We start from the raw sequence: 19,573 nt of genomic DNA on the forward strand, positions 1-19,573 counted from the left end.
CAAGCTCCGCAGCAACTGCTGCAGAGCCGCCAAATCATGCCCGGAAACGCAGGATTGACAATCCTATAGCCAGCTAGTCTTTCTTTCATGACCAAATGGGAGTACGCGACGATTCCGCTCATCATTCACGCTACAAAACAGATTCTGGACCAGTGGGGAGAGGACGGCTGGGAGCTCGTCCAGGTTGTTCCCGGACCCGACGGAAACGGACTTGTTGCATACTTGAAGAGGGAGAAGCAGTAACAATGACAACCCCCGCAGAAGCCACAGTTGGCGCGGATTCCACGGCTCCGGCATCCGCCGTCGAGCAGCGCCTTGCAGAACTGGGACTGACCCTTCCGGCCGTCGCAGCTCCGGTGGCCGCCTATGTTCCGGCCATCGTCTCCGGCAACCACGTCTACACCTCCGGACAGCTGCCCTTCATTAACGGCAAACTCGAAGCTACGGGCAAAGTCTCCAGCGGTGAAGAGGGCCTTTCGGACGAGCCCACGGTGTCTCCGGAAGACGCGCAGAGGTATGCAGCTGTCTGCGCCGTCAACGCCTTGGCTGCCGTCAAGAGTGTCATCGGGGACCTCGACCGCATCACGCGCATCGTGAAGGTCGTCGGCTTCGTGGCCTCCGATACCTCCTTCACCGGCCAGCCCGGTGTCATCAATGGTGCATCCGAGCTCCTCGGGCGTGTCTTCGGCGACAAAGGGCAGCACGCGCGTTCCGCCGTCGGCGTTGCAGTCCTTCCGCTCGACTCTCCCGTCGAGGTCGAGTTGATCGCTGAATTCAGCTAAGGAACCGGTTCACTCCATTGCCACAACTAGCCCGACGCTTGTTTGCGTTACCCCCTGAACTTGAAGGGGCTGCACGGAATTGGCTTGAGCTCGGCGAACGGGCCCCCCGCGCCGCGCGTTTTGCATCATCTGTTGTCCTGCTCCGCGATTCGCCGACCGGCCTGGAAACGTGGATGGGTTACCGTCCCGGTTCCTCGCCTTTGGGCGTTGTCGCGTTTCCCGGCGGCTCGCTGGAACCCAGCGACGACGACGCCCTCGGCTGGCTCGGCCCCTCGCCTCAGCATTGGGCTGAGACGCTGGGGACCGCCGACGTCGGACTTGCCCGCCGCCACGTGGTGGGCGCCATCCGCGAACTGTTCGAGGAGACCGGCGTGCTGCTGGCCGGCCCCGACTTGTCCTCCACAGTGGAGGCGACGTCCACTCCCGAGTGGATGAAGGCCCGCGAGGCCGTGGCGGCCCAGGACAAGTCGTTCACGGACGTCCTGGCCAAGCGCGGCCTGTCGCTGCGGACGGACTTGCTCAAGCCGCTGGTCAACTGGCTCAGCCCGGACTTCGCGCACAGGCGCTTCAATACCCGCTACTTCGCCGCCACTCTTCCCGTGAACCAGCAGCCATCGCTGCTGGCCAGCAAGGGTGTCTGGGGGCGTTGGGTGTGCGTTTCCAAACTCATGGCCGAGCGCGAGACCACTGCGCTTGGGGATGAAATCGGCCAGGAAAACACCGTTGGCTTGCCGCTGGGCCAATTGCTGGTGCCGGGCTCGGAGATCATCCTTGAGAAGATGGCCGCTGCCCAGGGTTGCATTGCGTACCTCAGCTACAAGCGGAAGCCGCACATGTACCAGCCGCGGCTCGTTCAAGAGGATGGCGCGCTCATGCTCGAAGTCGAAGCGGCCCGGACGGTTTCAGGGGAGCCGCAGCGGGAACGCTGACGACACCCAAATCCGCTGGCGACACGAAAAATGCCTGGCGACTCCGGAATTCCGGGGTCACCAGGCATTTTCTGTGTCGCAGGAATTAACGGGAGCGCTGGCGGAGGCGCTGCATGTCCAGGATGACCACTGCGCGGGCTTCCAGGCGGAGCCAGCCGCGCTGGACGAACTCGGCGAGGGCCTTGTTGACCGTCTCGCGGGAAGCTCCGACCAGCTGGGCCAGTTCTTCCTGCGTGAGTTCGTGGGCCACCAGGACGCCGTCGGTCGCGGGCCGGCCGAAGCGGTCCGCGAGGTCCAGGAGGGCCTTGGCGACACGGCCCGGGACGTCCGAGAACACGAGGTCGGACAGGGAATCGTTGGTGCGGCGCAAGCGGCGGGCAAGTGCTTGGAGCAATTGTGCGGACACCTCGGGGCGGGTGCGCAGCAGGGCGTTGAGGCTTTCGTTCTTCAGGCCCGCCAGACGCGTTTCGGAAACGGCCGTGGCCGTCGCGGTGCGCGGGCTGGGATCGAACAGGGCCATTTCACCGAAGAGCTCGCCCGGGCCGAGGATGGCCAACAGGGATTCGCGGCCGTCCGGAGAGGTGCGGCCGAGCTTAACCTTGCCGGACACGATGAAGTAGAGCTGGTCACCCTGATCGCCCTCACGGAAAACAGACGCTCCGCGTGAAAGGTCCACCTCTGTGAGTTCGTCCGTCAGCAGACGGAAAGCGTCGTCGTCAAGGGTGGCGAAGAGGGGTGCGCGGCGCAATACCTCGATATCCATGAAATCTCCTGAGTAAAAGTTCGGCTGGGGCGCTTCAGCCATTGTTTCAGAATTTTGTCGCGTCTGTGACGTACTTGGCAGCCGAAACGCCCTAAATCACGCGGAAGAGGCCCAAAACCGCGCCTCAAACGGCCGGGAATGCCCTGCTCGGCAGGGGCTTCGCGATCTGGACGACGGCCTGCTTCCGAAGGGAAGCTGTCAGTCTGTGCAACTACAATTGGGGCTTACCCGGCTGTGAGGAGCTTTGGTGTTCGGCTTGACCATATTGGACCTGGCGTTGATTTTGACGCTTCTTTCCTACCTGATCTACGGACTGCGCAACGGCTTCTTCGTGACGCTCGGAGGAATCGCGGGCTTCGCTGTAGGAGCAGCCGCGGCCTTTATCGCGGTCCCGCTCGTCGGCGAGTGGGTGAAGGACAGCGGCTGGAGGCTGACTGCCATTATCGGCTCGGCCGTGGTCCTCATTGTCTTGGGGCACGGTCTGGGTACCTGGATCGGACAAAGGGTCCGCAAAGCCTTGCGCATCCAGCCTTTGCACGCACTTGACCGCGTGCTGGGTGGTTTCGTCAGTTTGGTTGTTGCCGCACTCGTGATGTCCATGTTGGCTTTCAGCATCGGTTCCTTGGGCGTGCCCTTCGTTTCGCAGCAACTGGCCGATTCCAAGGTGATCCGCTTCATCGACACCATGACGCCCACACCGGTCAAGGCCAGCGTGGCGCAACTGCGTTCCAAGGTCATGGGCAACGGCATTCCGCAGCTCATCGAAGGCATCGGCCCCGTTGCTCCTGTGCCCGTTCCGAACACGAGCACCGACACTCCCGCACTCAACAATGCGGCCCACTCCGTGCTGAAGATTGCCGGGACGGCCTACCAGTGCGGCCAGAACCAGACAGGCTCCGGCTTTGTTGTCTCCCCTGGCCGCGTGGTGACCAACGCCCACGTGGTGGCCGGAGTGTCGCAGCCTGTAGTGGAAATCCCCGACGGCGGTGCGTTGCCTGGCCGCGTGGTCTACTTCGACAGCCAGCGCGACCTGGCCGTCATCGCCGTCGACGGCCTCCCGACGGCGCCGCTGCAGTTGAGCCCGGATCTTCCGGCCGGTTCGCCCGCGGCTTTCGCCGGCTACCCGCATGGTGGTCCGTTCCAGTCCAAGCCGGCCGCGGTGGAGGGCATCTCGACCCTGCTGGTCCCGGACATTTACGGCAACAACCCGTCCCCGGAGCAGGTCTACAAGCTGGCGGGAGACGTGCAACCGGGCAACTCGGGCGGTCCGCTGCTGACCACCCAGGGACAGGTTGCCGGCGTTGTCTTCGCCAAGACCACTTCGGATGTGGCGGTGGGCTACGCGCTCACCATGGACGAGCTCTCTCCGGTGGCACAGCAAGCACCATCGCTCAGCGACGCCGTCTCGTCGGGCCAGTGCACCAAGAAGTAGGCCGCCCACCAAGGGACATGCTTAGTCCGAGGGTCTAGACCGCGGTGGCGAGGTAGTCGATGGCCAGCTTGTAGCCCTCGACTCCCGCGCCGACGATCACCGCGGAGCACACCGGGGACAAGTAGGAGTGGTGCCGGAACTCTTCGCGCTGGTGGACATTGGTGATGTGGACTTCGACGGCGGGAAGCTGCACTGCCGCGAGCGCGTCCCGCAGTGCCACGGACGTGTGCGTGTAAGCACCCGCATTGATGACGATCCCGACGGCGGTCCCGCGGGCGCCATGGATGGCGTCCAGGAGGTCGCCCTCGTGGTTGGACTGGACACAGTCCACCGTGAAGCCGTTGGCCTCGGCGGCGGCCATGGCGAGCTGTTCGACGTCGGCCAAGGTGGACGTGCCGTACTTTTCCGGCTCGCGCGTGCCCAGCAGGTTCAAATTGGGGCCGTTGAGGACGAGGATGGTGCCGCGACCGGCTTCGGTGGCGGTGGGAGCTTCAGTCATGACTCCCAATCTATCGGTGCGCCGAGCCTGTCCGGCGTTTCTTACGCTGCCCGGTTGCGCCGCGGCCCTGGACAGCGTAAGAAACACCGAACAGCGTAAGAAACACCAAACAGCGTAAGAAACACCGAACAGCGTAAGAAACACCAAACGGCAGCTACACCGCAGTAATGCGGAGCAGCAACGCGTGCTCAGGGTTCAGGACCGGCAAGGGGAGTCCCACCTCCGCAAGGAAGCGGCCGCTTGCCTGGGCTCCGGATGGCAGCCATGCCGGAGGTTGCACCTGGGTGAACGTGCGGGCATAGTCCGCATCGCCAGGCGCGGGGAAAATTGCTTGCACCCTGTAAGAGCGCTCGGGGTCGAGGCCCGGAACAGCGACGCGCCCGGGTTGTTCGGCGAACGACGTCCGGGTGCTGACGACGGCGAACAGCGCGGACGCGCCGTCGTCGGACACCACACCGTGCAACATCAGTGAGTCGTCGGGAACGTCCGCGCGGACCATCCGCCCGCTGTGGATGAGCCCCCGGTGCTCCTTGTAAAGGCCGATGAAGCGCTTGAGCTCCTCGCGTTCGGCGCCTTGGACGTGGCGGACATCCCATTCCATGCCGAAATGCCCGAATAGCGCAGTGATGGCGCGGAAGGAGAGATCGTGCGTGCGGGCCGTGGTGTGCGAGGTGGTGGGGCCGATATGCCCGCCCACCAGTTCCGGCGGAACCACTACGCCGGTCCAGCGCTGGATGGTCTGCCTCTCGAGGGCGTCGTTGCAGTCCGATCCCCAGATCCGGTCGGTCCGCTCAAGGATGCCGAGATCCACCCGGGCCCCGCCTGAGGAGCAGCTTTCGATTTCGACGCCGGGGTGGGCCTTGCGGAGCTCGTCGAAGAGCCGGTACGCGGCGAGGGTTTGCGCGTGTACGGACGCACGGCCCGCATGGCCGTGCTCGGCGAGGTCCCGGTTCTGGTCCCATTTGAGGTACTTGATGTTGTTTTCCCCGAGCAGGGCGTCGATCCGCTCGAAGACGTACTGCCAGGCCGCCGGGTTGACGAGGTCGATGATGTGCTGGTGCCGCCATTCCAGAGGGAGGCGGCCGCCGTCCTTGTGGGAGAGTGCCGCGGGGCCCACGATCCAGTCGGGGTGCGCCCGGGCAACATCGGAATCCAGGTTGACCATTTCCGGTTCCACCCAGAGCCCGAATTCCATGCCATGGGAGTTCACGGCTTCGATGAGCGGTGTCAGGCCATCGGGCCAAAGGGTTTCGTCGACGTACCAATCGCCCAGGCCCGCGTGGTCGTCGCGGCGCCCGCGGAACCACCCGTCGTCGAGCACGAAGCGCTCAACGCCCAGCTCCGCAGCGGACTCGGCGAGCTCGATCAGGGTGTCCAGCTTGTGGTCGAAGTACACGGCCTCCCAGGTGTTGAGGACCACTGGTCGGGGCTTGCCGGCGGGGAGTCCCGTGGAAGCCGCGGGAAGGACGTGATGCGGGCGCGAGCGGAACCAGCTGTAGAACGCTTCGCTGATGCCGTCCAGGCCACGGTCCGAGTAGGCGGCAAACAGGGCGGGTGTGGTGTAGCCCTCGCCGGGCTGGAGGACTACTTCGGCCGGGCCCAGGAGCTCGGAGCCGCCGATCATCGTGCGGCCATCGGCCACGGTGTCGGCGAATTGTTCGTGGTTGCCGCTCCACGCCAAGTGGGTGGCCCAGACCTTTCCGTGGCGGTTGCCGAATCCGGCGGTGCCCACCGCGAAAAGCAGCGAGGAATCGTGCCCCGTGCGGCCGTGGCGACCCGTGCGCACCCACGTCCCTTGCTGCACGGGCCGGCGCTGTGGGTGCCGTTCGCGGCACCAGCGCCCGGTGAGGTCAAGGAGTTCGACGGCGTCCGGCCCCACCGGGAGGACGGTGGCCAGTTCGTCGAGCTGGAAGGGGGACGTGCCGTCGTTGACCGCGGTGTGGCGCAGCTCCAGAAGGCCGCCGGGGTGAAGGGTGAGTGTGGACGTCACGGTGATTCCGGCGTCGGGGTCCTTCTGGACAATCGCTGCGGAGGCGACGGCGGAGCTAGGGTCAGCCTGCACTTCCACCACGCGAAGCCGGGCCGAAAAGTCCAGTCCCGGAACGCCGTCGGCGATTCGCTGGCCGCGGAGGCCGGGGCGGCCCAGCCACGCGGAGGAGCCCTGCGGGAGGAGTGCGGCCGGTACGTTGGCGTCGACGGCGGAGTGCGGAATGGGTTCGCCCAGGATGGCAAGGTCCGGGAGGGTGCTGCCGAGATCGGCACCCCAGTGGATGACCTCGGCCTCTCCGTTATCGAAACTGACCACCAGGCTTGTGCCGGCGGAACGGAGGTGGAGCGGGTCCATGGGCTGGTTCACTTTCAGAGAGTCGTGTGTCGCGTGATGCGGGAGTGGAGAGTCCGGGCGCCGCCGTCAAAGGAGTGAAAGCGGCGGCGCCCGGACTGGCTTGGCGGGACTGGTGTTACTTGAAGAGGTTGTTGACCTGGTTGTTGGCGTCGGAGAGGGAGCTGGCCGGCTTCTTGCCGCTCAGTACTGCGTCCATTGCGGGCTTCATGATGCCGTCAACTTTGGCAGCCTTGTCCGCGATGGGGAAGAGGAACGTGGTCCCGTCTTTGACCTGCTGGGTGAAAGCGGAGACGTCAACACCCTTGGCCGCGAACGCCTTGGCGGCCAGGTCAGAGGACGTGCTGATCGCCGGGAACACAACAGCCTTGTTGGCGACGACGTCCTGGCAAGCCGACGAGCCGAGGTACTCGACCCACTTGGTGGCCGCTGCCGGGTTCTTGGTGCCTGCCCAGATGGAGTCGGCGAGGCCGTTGAACATTGACGCGCGCTTACCGCTCGGACCAACCGGCGTGGGGGCGATTCCGGTCTGGATGCCCTTGTAGGCGGTGTACTGGCCGATCATCCATGAGCCGCTGGTATTGATTGCGGCCTTGCCCGCGCCGAAGTTGTCCGACACGCTGGCGCCTACCGTTGTTTCGAGTTTGGGCATGTAGCCCTTGTCCGCCAGTCCGGCCCACCAGGCGATGGTTTCCTGGAACTTGGGGTCGTCGTAGTTGAACTTGGTGCCCCACGGGTTCTTGTCGGTAGCGGTCCAGCCGGTGGTGGCTGCGAGGAAGCTCCATTGGGTCTGGCCCTGGCCGGAACCGGAGGACTCCAAGCCCAAGCCGTAGACGGCCACATTGTTCTTGTCGAAGCCGGCCTCGTCTCCGCGCTTGCCGTTCTTGTCCACGGTCAGGTGGGCAATGGTCTTTTCGTAGCTGCCGCCGTCCTTGGGGTTCCAATCGAGCTTGGCCATCTGCTCGGCGGTGATCCCGGCGGAGTCGGTCATCGCCTTGTTGTAGAAGAGGCTGATGGTGTCCCAGTCCTTCGGGAGGCCGTAGCGCTTGCCGTCTTGGCCTACCCAGAGATCGGCCAGGCCCTTGTTGTAGCTGTCCAGCTTGACGCCGTCCTTGGCTACGGCATCGTCGAGGGCCAGCAACTGCTTCTTGGAAGCAAACTCCGGGTACTTGGACAGGTGGTCGGTGAAGACGTCCGGGGCGGTGCCGGACACGAAGCCGTTGGTCAGGGTGGTCCAGTAGTCGTCCCAGCCGCGCTGGGTGATTTTGACCGTGATGTTCGGGTTTGCCTTGGTGAAGTCGCTCGCGCACTGCTGGTATGCCGGGAGCTGGTTGGCATCCCACAGCCAGTAGTTGATCTCGCCCTTTGCTTCGCTGGAGACGGGGGTGGAACTGCCACAGGCGGAGAGTGACAGCGCGGCTGCGGCAGCGACGGCGACGGCGGCTGCGACGGTGCCAATGGATTTCTTCATGGTGGACCTTTCAGGGGGTTGCGATGGAACGGGGCGGTGCTGGGGATGACTTACTTGATGCCGGAGAAGCCGATGGAGTTGACCACCTTCTTGCCGAAGGCGATGAAGAGGATCAGGACGGGCAGCGCTGCCACGAGGGTGGCGGCCATGAGCCCACTCCAGTCCGGCGCCCCTTGCGGGGACTGGGACTTGAAGACGCCCAGTCCCACAGTGAGGACGCGGACACTTTCGTCCTGGCCCACCAGGAGCGGCCAGAAGTACTCGTTCCACTGACCGATGAAGGTCAGCAGGGCCAGGGTGGCCAGGGGTGCTGCGGCGTTGGGGATCACGATCTGGAAGAAGATCCGGAGGTGCTTGGCGCCGTCGAGCATGGCTGCCTCTTCCACTTCGCGGGACATGCTCAGGAAGAACTGGCGCAGGAAGAAGATGGCGAACGGGGTCATGAACATGAAGGGCAGTGCCAGCCCGGCGAAGGTGTTGAGCAGGCCCAGGTTCTTGATCATCAGGAAGTTGGGCAGGGCGGTGAAGATCGGCGGGACCATCATGGTGGCCAGGAAGATCGCGAACACCTTGTTCCGGCCGGGCCAGCGCAGGCGGGAAAAGGCGTAGGCGGCCATTGCGCTGAAGAACACCTGGCCTGCGGTGGTCATGGTGGCGAAGACGATCGAGTTGCGCAGGTAGAGCCAGAAGTTGATGTCAGCGCCGGAACCGCCTTCGGCGATTGCCTGCTCGGGGCTCTGTAGCCCGAAGACCCGCTGGAACGCGCCCCAGCTGAAGTCCGCGGGAAGGAGGTTGCCGGCGTTCGAGGCGAGCGAATGGTTGCTGGACAGTGCAGTCCGGAGCATCCAGAGGAACGGGGCGAGGGTGACCACGACGGCGATCGCTACGAGGACCCAGGCACCTGCGCGGCGCCAGTTGAAGGGTTTCGTGCGGGGGCGGCGCGATTGCGGAGAGCCGACGACGGCGGTGGCGGACTCGCGCGAGCGGCGGGAATTGGTGGAGGTACTCATGGCGGGGCTTCCTTAGTCCAGGTCCGTCTCGTTGCCTTTGAGGAACTTCATCTGGATGAAGGCCACGAGGGCGAGAATGATGAAGAGAATGACGGACAGCGCTGAGGCGTAGCCGAAATCGGACTCGCCGAACGCCTTTTGGTAGATGTACATCTGGATGACCCGGGAGGCATTGACGGGTCCGCCTCCGGTAGTCACGGCAACGGTGTCGAAGACCTGGAATGAACCGATGACGGTGACCACAAGGACCAGGACCAGCACCGGGCGAAGGAGCGGCATGGTGATGCTCCAGAAGGTCCGGGTGGGGGAGGCGCCGTCAAGGTTGGCTACCTCGTAGACGTGGTTGGGGATGGCCTGCAGGCCGGCGAAGATCAGCAGGGCCGTGTAGCCCATGTGCCGCCACACGTTGACGAAGGCGATAGTCGGAATGGCCCATTGATCGCTGCCGAAGAAGGCGATGCGGGGCAGGCCCATCCAGTTGATGATCTCGTTCACGATGCCCAGCTGGTAGTCCAGCATCCAGAACCAGAGCAGCGCGACGATCACGTTAGCCACGAGGAACGGCAGCAACAGGACGCCGCGGATGAAGGTGGACTTGGCCACGCGGTGCATGAGGAGCGCGAGTCCGATGGCGATGACGGTCTGGAAACCGATGTTCAGTGCAACGTATTGGACGGTGACGGCCATCGCGTTCCAGAACAGGTCGTCGCTGAAGATCGACGTGTAGTTCTTCAGGCCGATCCAGGTGGGATCACCCAGGATGCTGTACTCGGTGAAGCTGAGGTAGATGCCCCGGATGGTGGGGACGAGGAAGAAAAGAACAAAGCCGATCATCGCCGGGAAGATGAAGAGCAACGCGATCTTCAAGTCACCGATCCGGCGGATGCCGAACCTTTTTGGTTTGCCCGGTTGGGGAAGCGCGGCGGGCTCCGCTTGTTTGGCAAGGGTGGTCATCTTCGACCCTTTCCTGACTGTGATGTGGGTTACAACTGATGGAAATCTACACGAGTAGATATGAAGGGGTCAAGTGGTCTTGTGAACTTTTGTTCGATTATTTTGGATTTATTGCTTTTTATTGACTCGAGTAGATCCCAGTGATTCACTGGCCTGAGTCACTCGTCGAGCCTCTCCGGGCGCGGCGATGGCATTCTGAAGCCAGCCACACGAATCGAAGGGCTAACAATGACGTTTTCAATGGGAGTAGTAGGCCTCGGCCAGTTCGGGGGCCAATTCGCCCACCTCTTCAAGCTCCACCCCGGGGTTTCCGCGGTCTACGCAGTGGACGAGCTCCCTGAACGGGCGTCCAAAGCTGTTGAACAGCTGGGGCTCGACGGCACTATGGGCAGTTTCGACGAGCTGCTGGCCTCCGACGTCGACGCCGTCGCTATCTTCACGCAACGCTGGACGCACGGGCCCTTGGTGATCAAGGCGCTGCGCGCCGGAAAGCACGTCTATTCGGCTGTTCCGATGGCAATCTCGGAGGAACAGATCGCCGGGATCATCGACGCCGTGCGTGAAACCAAGCTTGTCTATGCCATGGGAGAGACCAGCTTCTACAACCCCGCAACCGTCTATGCGCGCAAGCAGCACGCCGCCGGCAAGTTCGGCCGCATCTTCTACACCGAAGGCGACTACGTCCACGACATGGACCTGGGCTTCTACGAGGCCTACCAGTACAGCGGCGGCGAAAACTGGAAAGCAACCGCCAGCTACCCGCCCATGCTGTACCCGACGCACGCCATCGGAGGCGTGCTGGGCGCCATACCGGGCCACGCCGTGAGCGTCAGCTGCATCGGCGTCAAGGACGATCGCGGCGACGGCGTCTTCGACAAAGAAGTCAGCATGTTCGACAACGACTTCTCCAACGCCACTGCGCTGTTCGAAATGAACGACGGCGGCGCGATGCGCACCAACGAGATGCGCCGCGTCGGCTACCCCTCGCATATCCGCGAATCGCGCTTCCGCTTCTTCGGCACGGAGGCAAGCTTCGAACAGCTGGCCACCACCACGCTGTGGCAGGACAAGGAGGGGGTCTTGGACGTCTCGGACCAGGTGGAGACCAAGCCGAGCATGTCGGCCGATGACCCCTCGTTGGCGGACGTCGCCCCCGAACTTCGCGGTGCGTTCATCTCCGGCCTCGCTCCGGTGCACGACGCCGGACGGCTCCCCGTTGAATTCGAGGGAGCCCCCACCGGGCACGAAGGCAGCCACCAGTTCCTGGTGGACGACTTCGTCACGGCCGTGAACAAGGGAAGCCTTCCTCCGGTCAACGCGTGGGTGGCGGCGCGCTTCACGCTCCCCGGCGTCGTGGCGCACGAGTCCGCGCTCCGCGGCGGGGAACGGCTCCCCATCCGCGATTTCGGCGATGCTCCGGAGGCTTTGTAGCTAGCATGATCCAATGACTACTTCGGCAGTGCACACCCCGCGCGGACCGGTGACGCGCAAAGACGTGGCCCGGTACGCCGGGGTGAGCACCGCCGTCGTGAGCTATGTGGTGAACGGCGGCCCCAAGAAAGTGGCGCCGGCAACGGAAGCGAAGGTCCAGGAAGCCATCCGGATCCTGGGGTACCGGCCGAATGCCGCCGCGCGTGCGCTCAAAATGGGGTCCAACCAGACCATCGGCCTCGTGATTCCGGACTCCAGCAACCCGTTCTGGGCCCTGCTGGGACACGCTGTGGAAGTGGCTGCCGCCGAGCGCGGCTATGCCTTGCTGCTGACGAATTCCGACAACAAGCTGGACTCCGAACGCCGCCACATCCGCAACCTCGCTGACCGGCAGGTTGATGGCGTGGTCCTGGCCAGCGTCATGTTCGAACCCGATCTACTGGAGCTTTTCGGCACTGAAATCCGCTCGGTCCTGCTGAACCATGCCTCGATCGCCCCTGGTTTCAACAGCGTCGGAGTGGACCTTGAGGCCGGAGCCCGCTTGGCCGTGGAACATTTGATCGGGCACGGACACACCAACATCGGACTCGCCATGGGCATCACGGCGGACAACGTGACGGACGGACGGGAAGAGGGGTGGCTGCGTGCTCTGCAAGCCGCCGGTCTGCCTCCTGGACCCCTTGCGCGCGACGGTTTCGACCGCCCCGGGGGCTACGCTGCCGGACAACGCCTCCTGGCATCTGCCAACCGTCCGACGGCGATCTTCGCCAGCTCCGATATGCAGGCAATCGGGGTCCTGCGGGCAATCCGCGAGGCAGGTCTCTCCGTTCCGGAGGATATCGCCGTGGCGTCCTTCGACGGCTCGGTTGAGGCCGAATACACCTGGCCGGCCCTGACCACGGTGGAACAGCCGGTGTGGGAGATGGCAGAGGCCGCAGTATCCGCGCTGGTGGGCGAGAACCGCAACGAACCCCCGCAGCACAGGGTCTTCCCCACCCAGCTCCGCATCCGCCAATCGTGCGGGTGCCCGTAACGCCTTCCCCGCCCACGCGTTAGTGAGCGGCGATCCTGAGCTTCCCGACGCCGTCGGCGAGGATGCGCCGGGCATCCTCGCCGAGGTGCGAGTCCGTCACGAGTACGTCGGCTTCCTCCAGCTGGGCAATCGATGCAATGCCGACAGTTCCCCACTTGCTGTGGTCCGCCAAGACCACCACGTTGCGTGACGCGCTGATGAACGCCCGGTTGGTTTCGGCTTCCTGCAGGTTCGGCGTGGTGAATCCGGCGTCCGCATCCATGCCGTGGACGCCCAGGAACAACATGTCCAAATGCAGTTGCTTCAGCGCGGCCGTCGCGATGGGACCCACCAGAGCGTCCGACGGCGTGCGCTCGCCGCCCGTCACGATGACCGGGAAAGCCTCCCGCGAACCTGAGGCGTTGTGGAAGAGATCCGCAATCCTGATGGAGTTCGTCACCACCGTGATCCGCGGGCCTTCCAGGAGTACCTTGGCGAGCTCGTAGGTGGTGGTTCCGGCGCTCAAGCCCACGGCCATGCCTTCGTGGACCAGGGTGGCGGCCTCGACGGCGATCGCGTGCTTTTCGTCGACCAGTTGGGTGGATTTCAGCTCAAAGCCGGGCTCGTGGGTCCGGGCATCGCCCGGTATCTTGGCCCCGCCATGGATGCGCTCGACGAGCCCGGACTCCTCAAGCGACTCGATGTCGCGCCGAACAGTCATGGCTGAGACGCCCAGCAGTTGCGCGAGGTCCGAGACGCGGACAACGCGTTCACGCTGGACGGCGTCGACTATGGCGGTGTGGCGGGCTGCCTGAAGCATCGGAGCCTTTCTGGACGGACGGCGGGTGGCTAGGCGGGAGTGGCGACGACGGCGACGCCTCCGGCAGTAAGGTTTAGCGTACCTCCGGTAGGTGTCCCGCCCAGGAGCTCGACGCCGTCGAGCGGCACCTCCACGTCCCGCGCGCTGTGGTTGATGACGAAAGTCCAGTCCTTGGTGCCGTTGCTCCTGCGGACGATTTCCACGTCTTCCGGAGGCTGAACGCCCAGGACCGGTGCCACTCCGGCGTCCGAGCAGAGGAGCTGGACGAGTTCGGCCAGCCCCTCGCGGCCCAAGGTCGTGGCGACGTAGTAGGCGGCACCGCGCCCGGCGGATCCCGCCCGGCGGGTCACCGCGGGCGAGCCGTCGACGCCGGTGCGTGCGCCGCTTGTGTCCGTGCCGCCGTCGAACGTGGCAAGAACCTCCGCCCCGGTTGCCTTCCCCAGCTCGCTCCAGACCGTCCCCGAGCCGAAGCGGCTCAAGCCCACGGCATCGCCTGAGCGCAGGGGGAAGAATTCCTCCATGCTGACGCCCAGCAGTTCGGAAAATGCCCCTGGGTAACCGCCGCCGTTGACCGGATCCATCCGGATGTGGTCGTTCTCGTCAACGATCCCGGAGAAATACGTGATCACGAGGGTTCCGCCGGCTTGGACATACTCGTGGAGCTTCGCGGCGGCCTCATCGGTGACGAGGTACAGCATGGGCGCGATCACCAGTTTGTAGCCGGAAAGATCGTCGGTGCTTTGCCGGATGTCCGTGGTGATGCCGGCCCGGTAGAGCGCATCGTGCCAGCGCCGCGATTCCGGGAGGTTCCGCGCGTCTTCGCTGGGATGCGAGTCCAGTTCGGTGCCCCAGCGGGCGTCGGTGTCATGGATGATGCAGGCTTCGGCCTGGACCGTTGAGCCGGCCACCTCCGAAATGCTCTCGAGCGCCCGGCCCAGCTCCACCACTTCGCGCCACACTTTGCTGTCGCGGCCGGCGTGGGGGACCAGTCCGGAGTGGTACTTTTCGGCCCCGGCGCGGGAAGCTCGCCATTGGAAGAACAACACGCCGTCGGTTCCGCGGGCCACGTGCTGCAGGGAATTGCGCAGCATTTCGCCCGGCACTTTGGCCACGTTGCGGGGTTGCCAGTTGACTGCCGAGGTGGAGTGTTCCATGAGGAGCCATGGTTTGCCCTGTGCCCAGCCGCGGGTGAGGTCCGCCGTCATGGCCAGGTCCTGGAAGTTCCGTTCGTCGGCGGCAATCAGATAGTGGTCGTTGGACACCACGTCCATGTGCCCGGACCAGCGCCAATAGTCCACAGGGGCGTTCAGGCCCATGTTGAAGCCCATGAAATTGGTGGTGACGGGGTGCTTCGAATGTGCCCTGATGATGTCTGCCTCCGCGTTGAAGCACTCAAGCAGGGCGTCGGAGGAGAACCGCGCGAAATCCAGTTGCTGCGTGGGGTTAACCCACGTTCCCGAACGCCGCGGCGGCAGGATCTCGGCCCAGTCGTAGTAATGCTGGGACCAGAAGGCCGTACCCCAGGCCTCATTGAGCGCGTCCAGGCTCCCGTACCTGACCTGGAGCCATTCCTGGAAGCCACGCTCCGCGTGCGGGCCGAAGTCCGGTTGGTTGTGGCAACCGTACTCGTTGTGGACATGCCACATCACGACGGCGGGGTGACCCGCGTAGCGCTGGACGATCGCCGTCGTCAGGGCTGCTGCGGCCCGGCGATAGTCCGGCGAGCACGCCGCGAAGGCCTGCCGCGAACCGTAGCTTTGCCGGACGCCGTCGGCATCCACCGGGAGCGAATCGGGGTACTTGCGGCTGAACCACGGCGGGGGAGAAGCGCTCGCGTTCGCGAGATCCACGCTGATCCCGTTGGTGTGGAGCAGGTCCAGGATCCTGTCGAGCCAGGCGAACTCGTAGCGGCCTTCTTCGGGCTCCAGAAGGGCCCAACTGAAGATGCCGACACTGACCAGGTTCACTCCGGCTTCCTTCATGAGGGCGACGTCGTGTTTCCAGACCTCTTCGGGCCATTGTTCCGGGTTGTAGTCGCCGCCGAACGCGATCCGGCCGCCCAACTTGTCGACGATGTAATCCATTGCCATGCGTTTTATCCTTTGCTGGAACCGAGCGTGAGGCCGGCCACGAATTGGCGCTGCAGCACGAGGTAGATGATCAGGGTGGGTATCACGGTGATGGTGGCACCGGCCGCCAGGAGGTTGTAGTTGCTGAGGAACTCGCCCTGCAGGTTATTGATGGCCGTCGTGATGGGCAGCCGGTTTCCGCTTTGGATGAAGAGCAGCGGCCAGAAGAAATCGTTGTAGATGAAGATGACTTCCAGGGTTCCGAGCGCCGCGAGGGCGGGTCGGCACAGCGGCAGGATGATGTTCCAGTACTGCCGCCAGATCCCGGCCCCGTCCACCAGTGCGGCTTCCGTCAGGTCGGACGAGAGGGCCTTCATGTAGTTGGAAAGCACGAAGGTGCAAAAACCGATCTGGAACGCAGTGTCCACGGCGATCACCGAGATGTAGGTGTTGAGCAGGTTGCCGGAATCGCTGAAGGAGTACGGCAGCGTGACATGTTTGAACATCTCGAACAACGGAGCCGCCAGGACCTGCGGCGGCAGGAGGTTGCCGGCCGTGAACATGATCAGGAGCGTGACGTTGAACTTCCAGCTCACCCTGGAGACGGCGAATGCCATCATCGAGGCGAAGAACAAGGTCAGGAGCACCGAGGGGACGGTGATGATCACCGAGTTCAGGAGGTATTTCGAGAATCCGCCCTGGGTCCAGGCCGTGATGAAGTTGTCGAAATTGAAAGTGCCGCCAAGGCTGAAGTAGCCGTATTTGTCCGTGTCCGCCTTGGGACGCAAAGCCGTGAACAAGGACCAACCCAGCGGAATAAGCCACATGATGGCCATGACGGTCAGGAAGATGTGGGTCCCGTAGTGGCGTTTGCCGGAGTTCCTGGCGCCCGTGGCTGTTGTACGCGGGATGGGGTTGGCGAGGGTGCTCATGCCTTGCTCTCCTTGCCGAAGGTGCGGATGAGGTAGAAGACGATGGGGATCAGCGAGATGACCAGGAGAATGACCGCGAGGGACGAACCGACGCCGATCACCTGGCCTTCGCCGATCAGGTTCTGGATCACCAGGGCGCTAATCAATTCAAGGCCGTTGGTCCCTCGGTTGATGACGTACACAATGTCGAAGGCACGGAGCGACTCGATGATCGTGATCACCACGATCACGATGTTCACAGGGCGCATAGCCGGGAAGACGATGCGGAAGAACGTCTGCGCGGCGCTGGCGCCGTCAATCGACGCCGCTTCCCGCAGCGAGGGGTCCACGCCCTTGAGCCCGGCCAAGTACAGGATCATGACGTAGCCCGCGTGGCGCCACGTTGCCGCAACCATGGCCGCCCAGATATTCACGTTCGAATTTCCGAACCAGTCCACGGCTTGTGGTGTGCCCGCCGTGCCCAGGAGGTAGTTCAGCAGTCCGCTGTCCCGGTTGTAGAAAAGCTGCCAGATGATGCCGATGAGGGCCAGCGACAACATGACCGGCGTAAAGAAGATGCTCTGGTAGATCTTGCTGCCGCGTATCTTCTGGTCCAGGAGCACTGCCAGCAGCAGGCCGAGGGGTGTTGCGATCAGGGCCAGGAAGACGAGCCAGAGGACGTTGTGTTGAATGGCGGGCCAGAAAGGGGGATAGTCCTGGACCACGTAGTGGTAATTGTCCGGCCCTGCGGCCTTGATGTCCTTCAGGTCCAGGCCGTTCCAGCGGGTGAAGCTCAGCGCGATGGAGAAGAGCGTGGGCAGCCAGACAAGCAGGAGCTGGATCAGGGTAGGCACGCCCACCATGATGGCGAGGACGAATTTGTCGCGGCGCGTGAGGCGGCGGACCCTGCCTGCTTTGCCGGTCCGCCTGCCGGTGCCGGGCTGGCTCTTGCCGGCCGTGGTTCGCCCGGCAGCACCGGGTTCGCTGTCCGGTGCTGCCGGTTTCTCGGCGGTAGTACTCATGGGGATTCCTTCAGCTACTGGGCTGCGTAAAGGGTCTTGGCCTGCGCTTCAAGGTTCTTGACGTCCACGGTGCCGTCCTTGATGAAGGACTGCAGCGCGGGGATCATTACGTTGTTGGCCATGGCAGGGAGGGCGTCACGGTCCAGGAACTGGCTGATGTACTTGGCGTTGGAGATGGTGTCTGCACACTTCTTGTTCAGCGGGGTGAACTTTGACGTGTCGGCGCCCTTGACGGTGGCGATGTTGGAGCCATCCACGGCTGAATAGGCGTTCTGGCCTTCGGCGGATCCCATGAACGCCAGGAAGTCGTGAGCCGCCTTGTTGTCGCCGCCCTTCTTGGACAGGAGCAATCCGTCGATGGGGGCCTCGACGGCGTCGGTGCCTTCCACCGCGATTTCCGGGAACGGGAAGAAATCGATGTCCGCCAGCACGGCGGGGTCCGTGAATTGCTGGGTCACGAACGAACCCAACAGGTACATGCCGGTCTTCTTGGCTTCGAGTGCCTTGGCCGCGTCCTGCCAGGTCTGGCCGAGGGCATTGGGGTCCTGGAACGGCAGGAGGGCCTTCCAGGTGTCGAAGACGTCGCTGACCTTCTTCTGGTCCCAGCTTTCCTTGTGGGCGGTCAGGTCCACGTGGAACTGGTAGCCATTGAGGCGCATGTTGATGTAGTCGAAGGTGCCCATGGCCGGCCAGCCGTCCTTGTCCGCGAAGCCGATGGGGATGATGCCGTCGGTCTTCATCTTCGTGGCCAAGGTCTTCAGCTCATCGAAGGTCTTGGGGACTGCGTAGCCCTTCTCGGCCCAGAAGCTCTTCCGGTAGAAGAAGCCCCACGGGTAGTTGTAGTTGGGGACCAGGTACATCTTGCCGTCCGGGCCGGTGGAGGCCTTCTTCATGGCGTCGGAGAAGTTGCTGCCGATCGTTGCCCATACGTCGTCTACGGGAGCCAGGAGGCCCTTGCCCGCGTAGTACTGCATGCGGTAGCCGGCGAACCACGTGAAGGCATCGTCCGGGCTGCCCTGGAGGTAGGAGTTGATCTTGTTCTGGAAGTCGTTGTGCGGGACGACGTTGGTGGCCACCGTGATGCCGGACTTCTTGGTGAAGGCATCGGTGACGGCTTTGTAGGCGGCCTTGGGAACGTCGTCCGAGGAACCTGAACCGAAGGTCAGGCTGTTCGAGGAAGCTCCGGGAGCCGGTCCGGAACCGCCAGTGCAAGCAGCCAGCAGCGGAATGCCGGCGAGCCCAGCAGCGCCTATACCGAGCGTTTTCAGGATGGTGCGGCGTCCAGGGCCGGCGTTGTAGGCCGACTGGAACGGGTCAAGATTCGCTGCCATGTTCTCTCCCTTGAAAGCGTGGTGCTTGTGAGTTATCTCACGTAGAACTCGACTATAACCGCTCAAAAGAGAACATGAAAGAACTAAATATAACATTCTTGCGACGGCGGGTTTTAAGACAAGAACGGCGGTCCTCCCGGGAGAGAACCGCCGACCTTGCGTGGTGCCTTGGCGCTTTTGTTTGCTTGGAGCAGAGCCTACTTCTTCAGCGATTCCGCGATCTGGGCCATGATGGTTGGGTCGGACAGGGTGGTGGCATCGCCCACTTCGCGGCCTTCTGCGACGTCCTTGAGGAGGCGGCGCATGATCTTGCCCGAGCGGGTCTTGGGCAGTTCGGGGACCACGAGGATGTGCTTGGGCTTGGCGATGGGGCCGATTTCCTTGCCCACGTGGTTGCGCAGCTCGAAGACGGTGGCGTCGCCGTCGTTGACGGCGTCCCCGCGCAGGATCACGAACGCGACCACGGCCTGGCCGGTGGTTTCGTCGGAAGCCCCGACGACGGCGGCCTCCGCCACCCAGGGGTGGGACACGAGCGCGGATTCGATTTCCGTGGTGGAGAGCCGGTGCCCGGAGACGTTCATGACGTCATCCACCCGGCCCAGGAGCCACACGTCTCCGTCTTCGTCTTTCTTGGCCCCGTCCCCGGCGAAGTACATGCCCTCGAAGCGGGACCAGTAGGTGTCCTTGAACCGTTCCGGGTCGCCCCAGATGCCGCGCAGCATCGCGGGCCAGGGTTCGCGGACCACGAGGTAGCCGCCGTGCCCGTCCGGGACGGACTCGCCGGCCTCGTCCACGA

The 19,573-nt window shown here is 63.9% G+C and carries 18 protein-coding genes; 6 read left to right on the forward strand and 12 right to left on the reverse strand.

The window, feature by feature from the left end:
* Positions 1-87 precede the first annotated feature (87 nt).
* From sp36 to AC3WJM_RS21880, 3 genes are read left to right on the forward strand one after another with little or no spacing between them, the layout of a single operon-like run.
* On the forward strand, positions 88-243 hold the full coding sequence (sp36, locus tag AC3WJM_RS21870) for a Sp36 family protein (RefSeq protein WP_009359196.1): 156 nt from the start codon (positions 88-90) through the stop codon (positions 241-243).
* 2 nt (positions 244-245) lie between these two features.
* Positions 246-782 (forward strand): RidA family protein, encoded by a 537-nt coding sequence (locus AC3WJM_RS21875; protein WP_059389482.1) that lies wholly within the window; start codon positions 246-248, stop codon positions 780-782.
* A 17-nt stretch (positions 783-799) separates the two neighbouring features.
* Positions 800-1,711, forward strand: coding sequence for an NUDIX hydrolase (locus AC3WJM_RS21880; protein WP_284990336.1), 912 nt, complete (start codon positions 800-802; stop codon positions 1,709-1,711).
* Between the two features lie 85 nt (positions 1,712-1,796).
* On the opposite strand, the gene AC3WJM_RS21885 is transcribed toward AC3WJM_RS21880, so the two are convergent.
* Positions 1,797-2,474 carry a Crp/Fnr family transcriptional regulator gene (locus tag AC3WJM_RS21885; protein ID WP_011775987.1) on the reverse strand — a complete coding sequence of 226 codons (678 nt, stop codon included), beginning with the start codon at positions 2,472-2,474 and terminating at the stop codon, positions 1,797-1,799.
* A 247-nt stretch (positions 2,475-2,721) separates the two neighbouring features.
* Between AC3WJM_RS21885 and AC3WJM_RS21890 the strand changes: the two genes are divergently transcribed.
* Positions 2,722-3,906: a MarP family serine protease gene (locus tag AC3WJM_RS21890; protein ID WP_492272928.1), complete on the forward strand. Its 1,185-nt coding sequence runs from the start codon at positions 2,722-2,724 to the stop codon at positions 3,904-3,906.
* 34 nt (positions 3,907-3,940) lie between these two features.
* Here the strand turns inward: AC3WJM_RS21890 and aroQ are convergent, their stop codons facing one another.
* The 5 genes from aroQ to AC3WJM_RS21915 form a co-directional block, all read right to left on the reverse strand.
* Entirely contained in the window at positions 3,941-4,405 is a 465-nt protein-coding gene (aroQ, locus tag AC3WJM_RS21895) for a type II 3-dehydroquinate dehydratase (RefSeq protein ID WP_492272929.1), read from the reverse strand.
* Positions 4,406-4,559: 154 nt separating this feature from the next.
* Complete coding sequence (locus AC3WJM_RS21900) at positions 4,560-6,749, reverse strand: alpha-galactosidase (protein WP_492272930.1); 2,190 nt, start codon at positions 6,747-6,749, stop codon at positions 4,560-4,562.
* A 115-nt stretch (positions 6,750-6,864) separates the two neighbouring features.
* Positions 6,865-8,217: an ABC transporter substrate-binding protein gene (locus AC3WJM_RS21905; protein WP_306959272.1), complete on the reverse strand. Its 1,353-nt coding sequence runs from the start codon at positions 8,215-8,217 to the stop codon at positions 6,865-6,867.
* 50 nt (positions 8,218-8,267) lie between these two features.
* Positions 8,268-9,227 carry a carbohydrate ABC transporter permease gene (locus tag AC3WJM_RS21910; protein WP_059389487.1) on the reverse strand — a complete coding sequence of 320 codons (960 nt, stop codon included), beginning with the start codon at positions 9,225-9,227 and terminating at the stop codon, positions 8,268-8,270.
* 12 nt (positions 9,228-9,239) lie between these two features.
* Complete coding sequence (locus tag AC3WJM_RS21915) at positions 9,240-10,181, reverse strand: carbohydrate ABC transporter permease (protein ID WP_059389488.1); 942 nt, start codon at positions 10,179-10,181, stop codon at positions 9,240-9,242.
* 228 nt (positions 10,182-10,409) lie between these two features.
* On the opposite strand from AC3WJM_RS21915, the gene AC3WJM_RS21920 reads away from it, so the two are divergent.
* Positions 10,410-11,612: a Gfo/Idh/MocA family protein gene (locus tag AC3WJM_RS21920; protein WP_306959269.1), complete on the forward strand. Its 1,203-nt coding sequence runs from the start codon at positions 10,410-10,412 to the stop codon at positions 11,610-11,612.
* A 13-nt stretch (positions 11,613-11,625) separates the two neighbouring features.
* Positions 11,626-12,645 carry a LacI family DNA-binding transcriptional regulator gene (locus tag AC3WJM_RS21925; protein ID WP_306959267.1) on the forward strand — a complete coding sequence of 340 codons (1,020 nt, stop codon included), beginning with the start codon at positions 11,626-11,628 and terminating at the stop codon, positions 12,643-12,645.
* Positions 12,646-12,664: 19 nt separating this feature from the next.
* Here the strand turns inward: AC3WJM_RS21925 and AC3WJM_RS21930 are convergent, their stop codons facing one another.
* The 6 genes from AC3WJM_RS21930 to AC3WJM_RS21955 all read right to left on the reverse strand — a co-directional run.
* On the reverse strand, positions 12,665-13,444 hold the full coding sequence (locus AC3WJM_RS21930) for a DeoR/GlpR family DNA-binding transcription regulator (RefSeq protein ID WP_284990340.1): 780 nt from the start codon (positions 13,442-13,444) through the stop codon (positions 12,665-12,667).
* Positions 13,445-13,473: 29 nt separating this feature from the next.
* Positions 13,474-15,534, reverse strand: a complete 2,061-nt coding sequence (locus AC3WJM_RS21935) for a beta-galactosidase (protein WP_492272931.1) — start codon at positions 15,532-15,534, stop codon at positions 13,474-13,476.
* A gap of 5 nt (positions 15,535-15,539) precedes the next feature.
* Positions 15,540-16,445, reverse strand: a complete 906-nt coding sequence (locus tag AC3WJM_RS21940) for a carbohydrate ABC transporter permease (protein WP_059389492.1) — start codon at positions 16,443-16,445, stop codon at positions 15,540-15,542.
* Positions 16,442-17,446, reverse strand: a complete 1,005-nt coding sequence (locus AC3WJM_RS21945; protein WP_492260100.1) for a carbohydrate ABC transporter permease — start codon at positions 17,444-17,446, stop codon at positions 16,442-16,444. The genes AC3WJM_RS21940 and AC3WJM_RS21945 overlap by 4 nt, the downstream gene beginning before the upstream one ends.
* A gap of 14 nt (positions 17,447-17,460) precedes the next feature.
* The gene (locus tag AC3WJM_RS21950; RefSeq protein WP_059389494.1) at positions 17,461-18,777 is read right to left on the reverse strand and encodes an ABC transporter substrate-binding protein; all 1,317 of its coding nucleotides are present in this window, start codon (positions 18,775-18,777) and stop codon (positions 17,461-17,463) included.
* A 197-nt stretch (positions 18,778-18,974) separates the two neighbouring features.
* The coding region (locus AC3WJM_RS21955; RefSeq protein WP_492272932.1) for an AMP-binding enzyme at positions 18,975-19,573 on the reverse strand (599 nt) is incomplete at its 5' end.

The organism is Arthrobacter sp. FW306-1B-G06A (assembly GCF_058781765.1).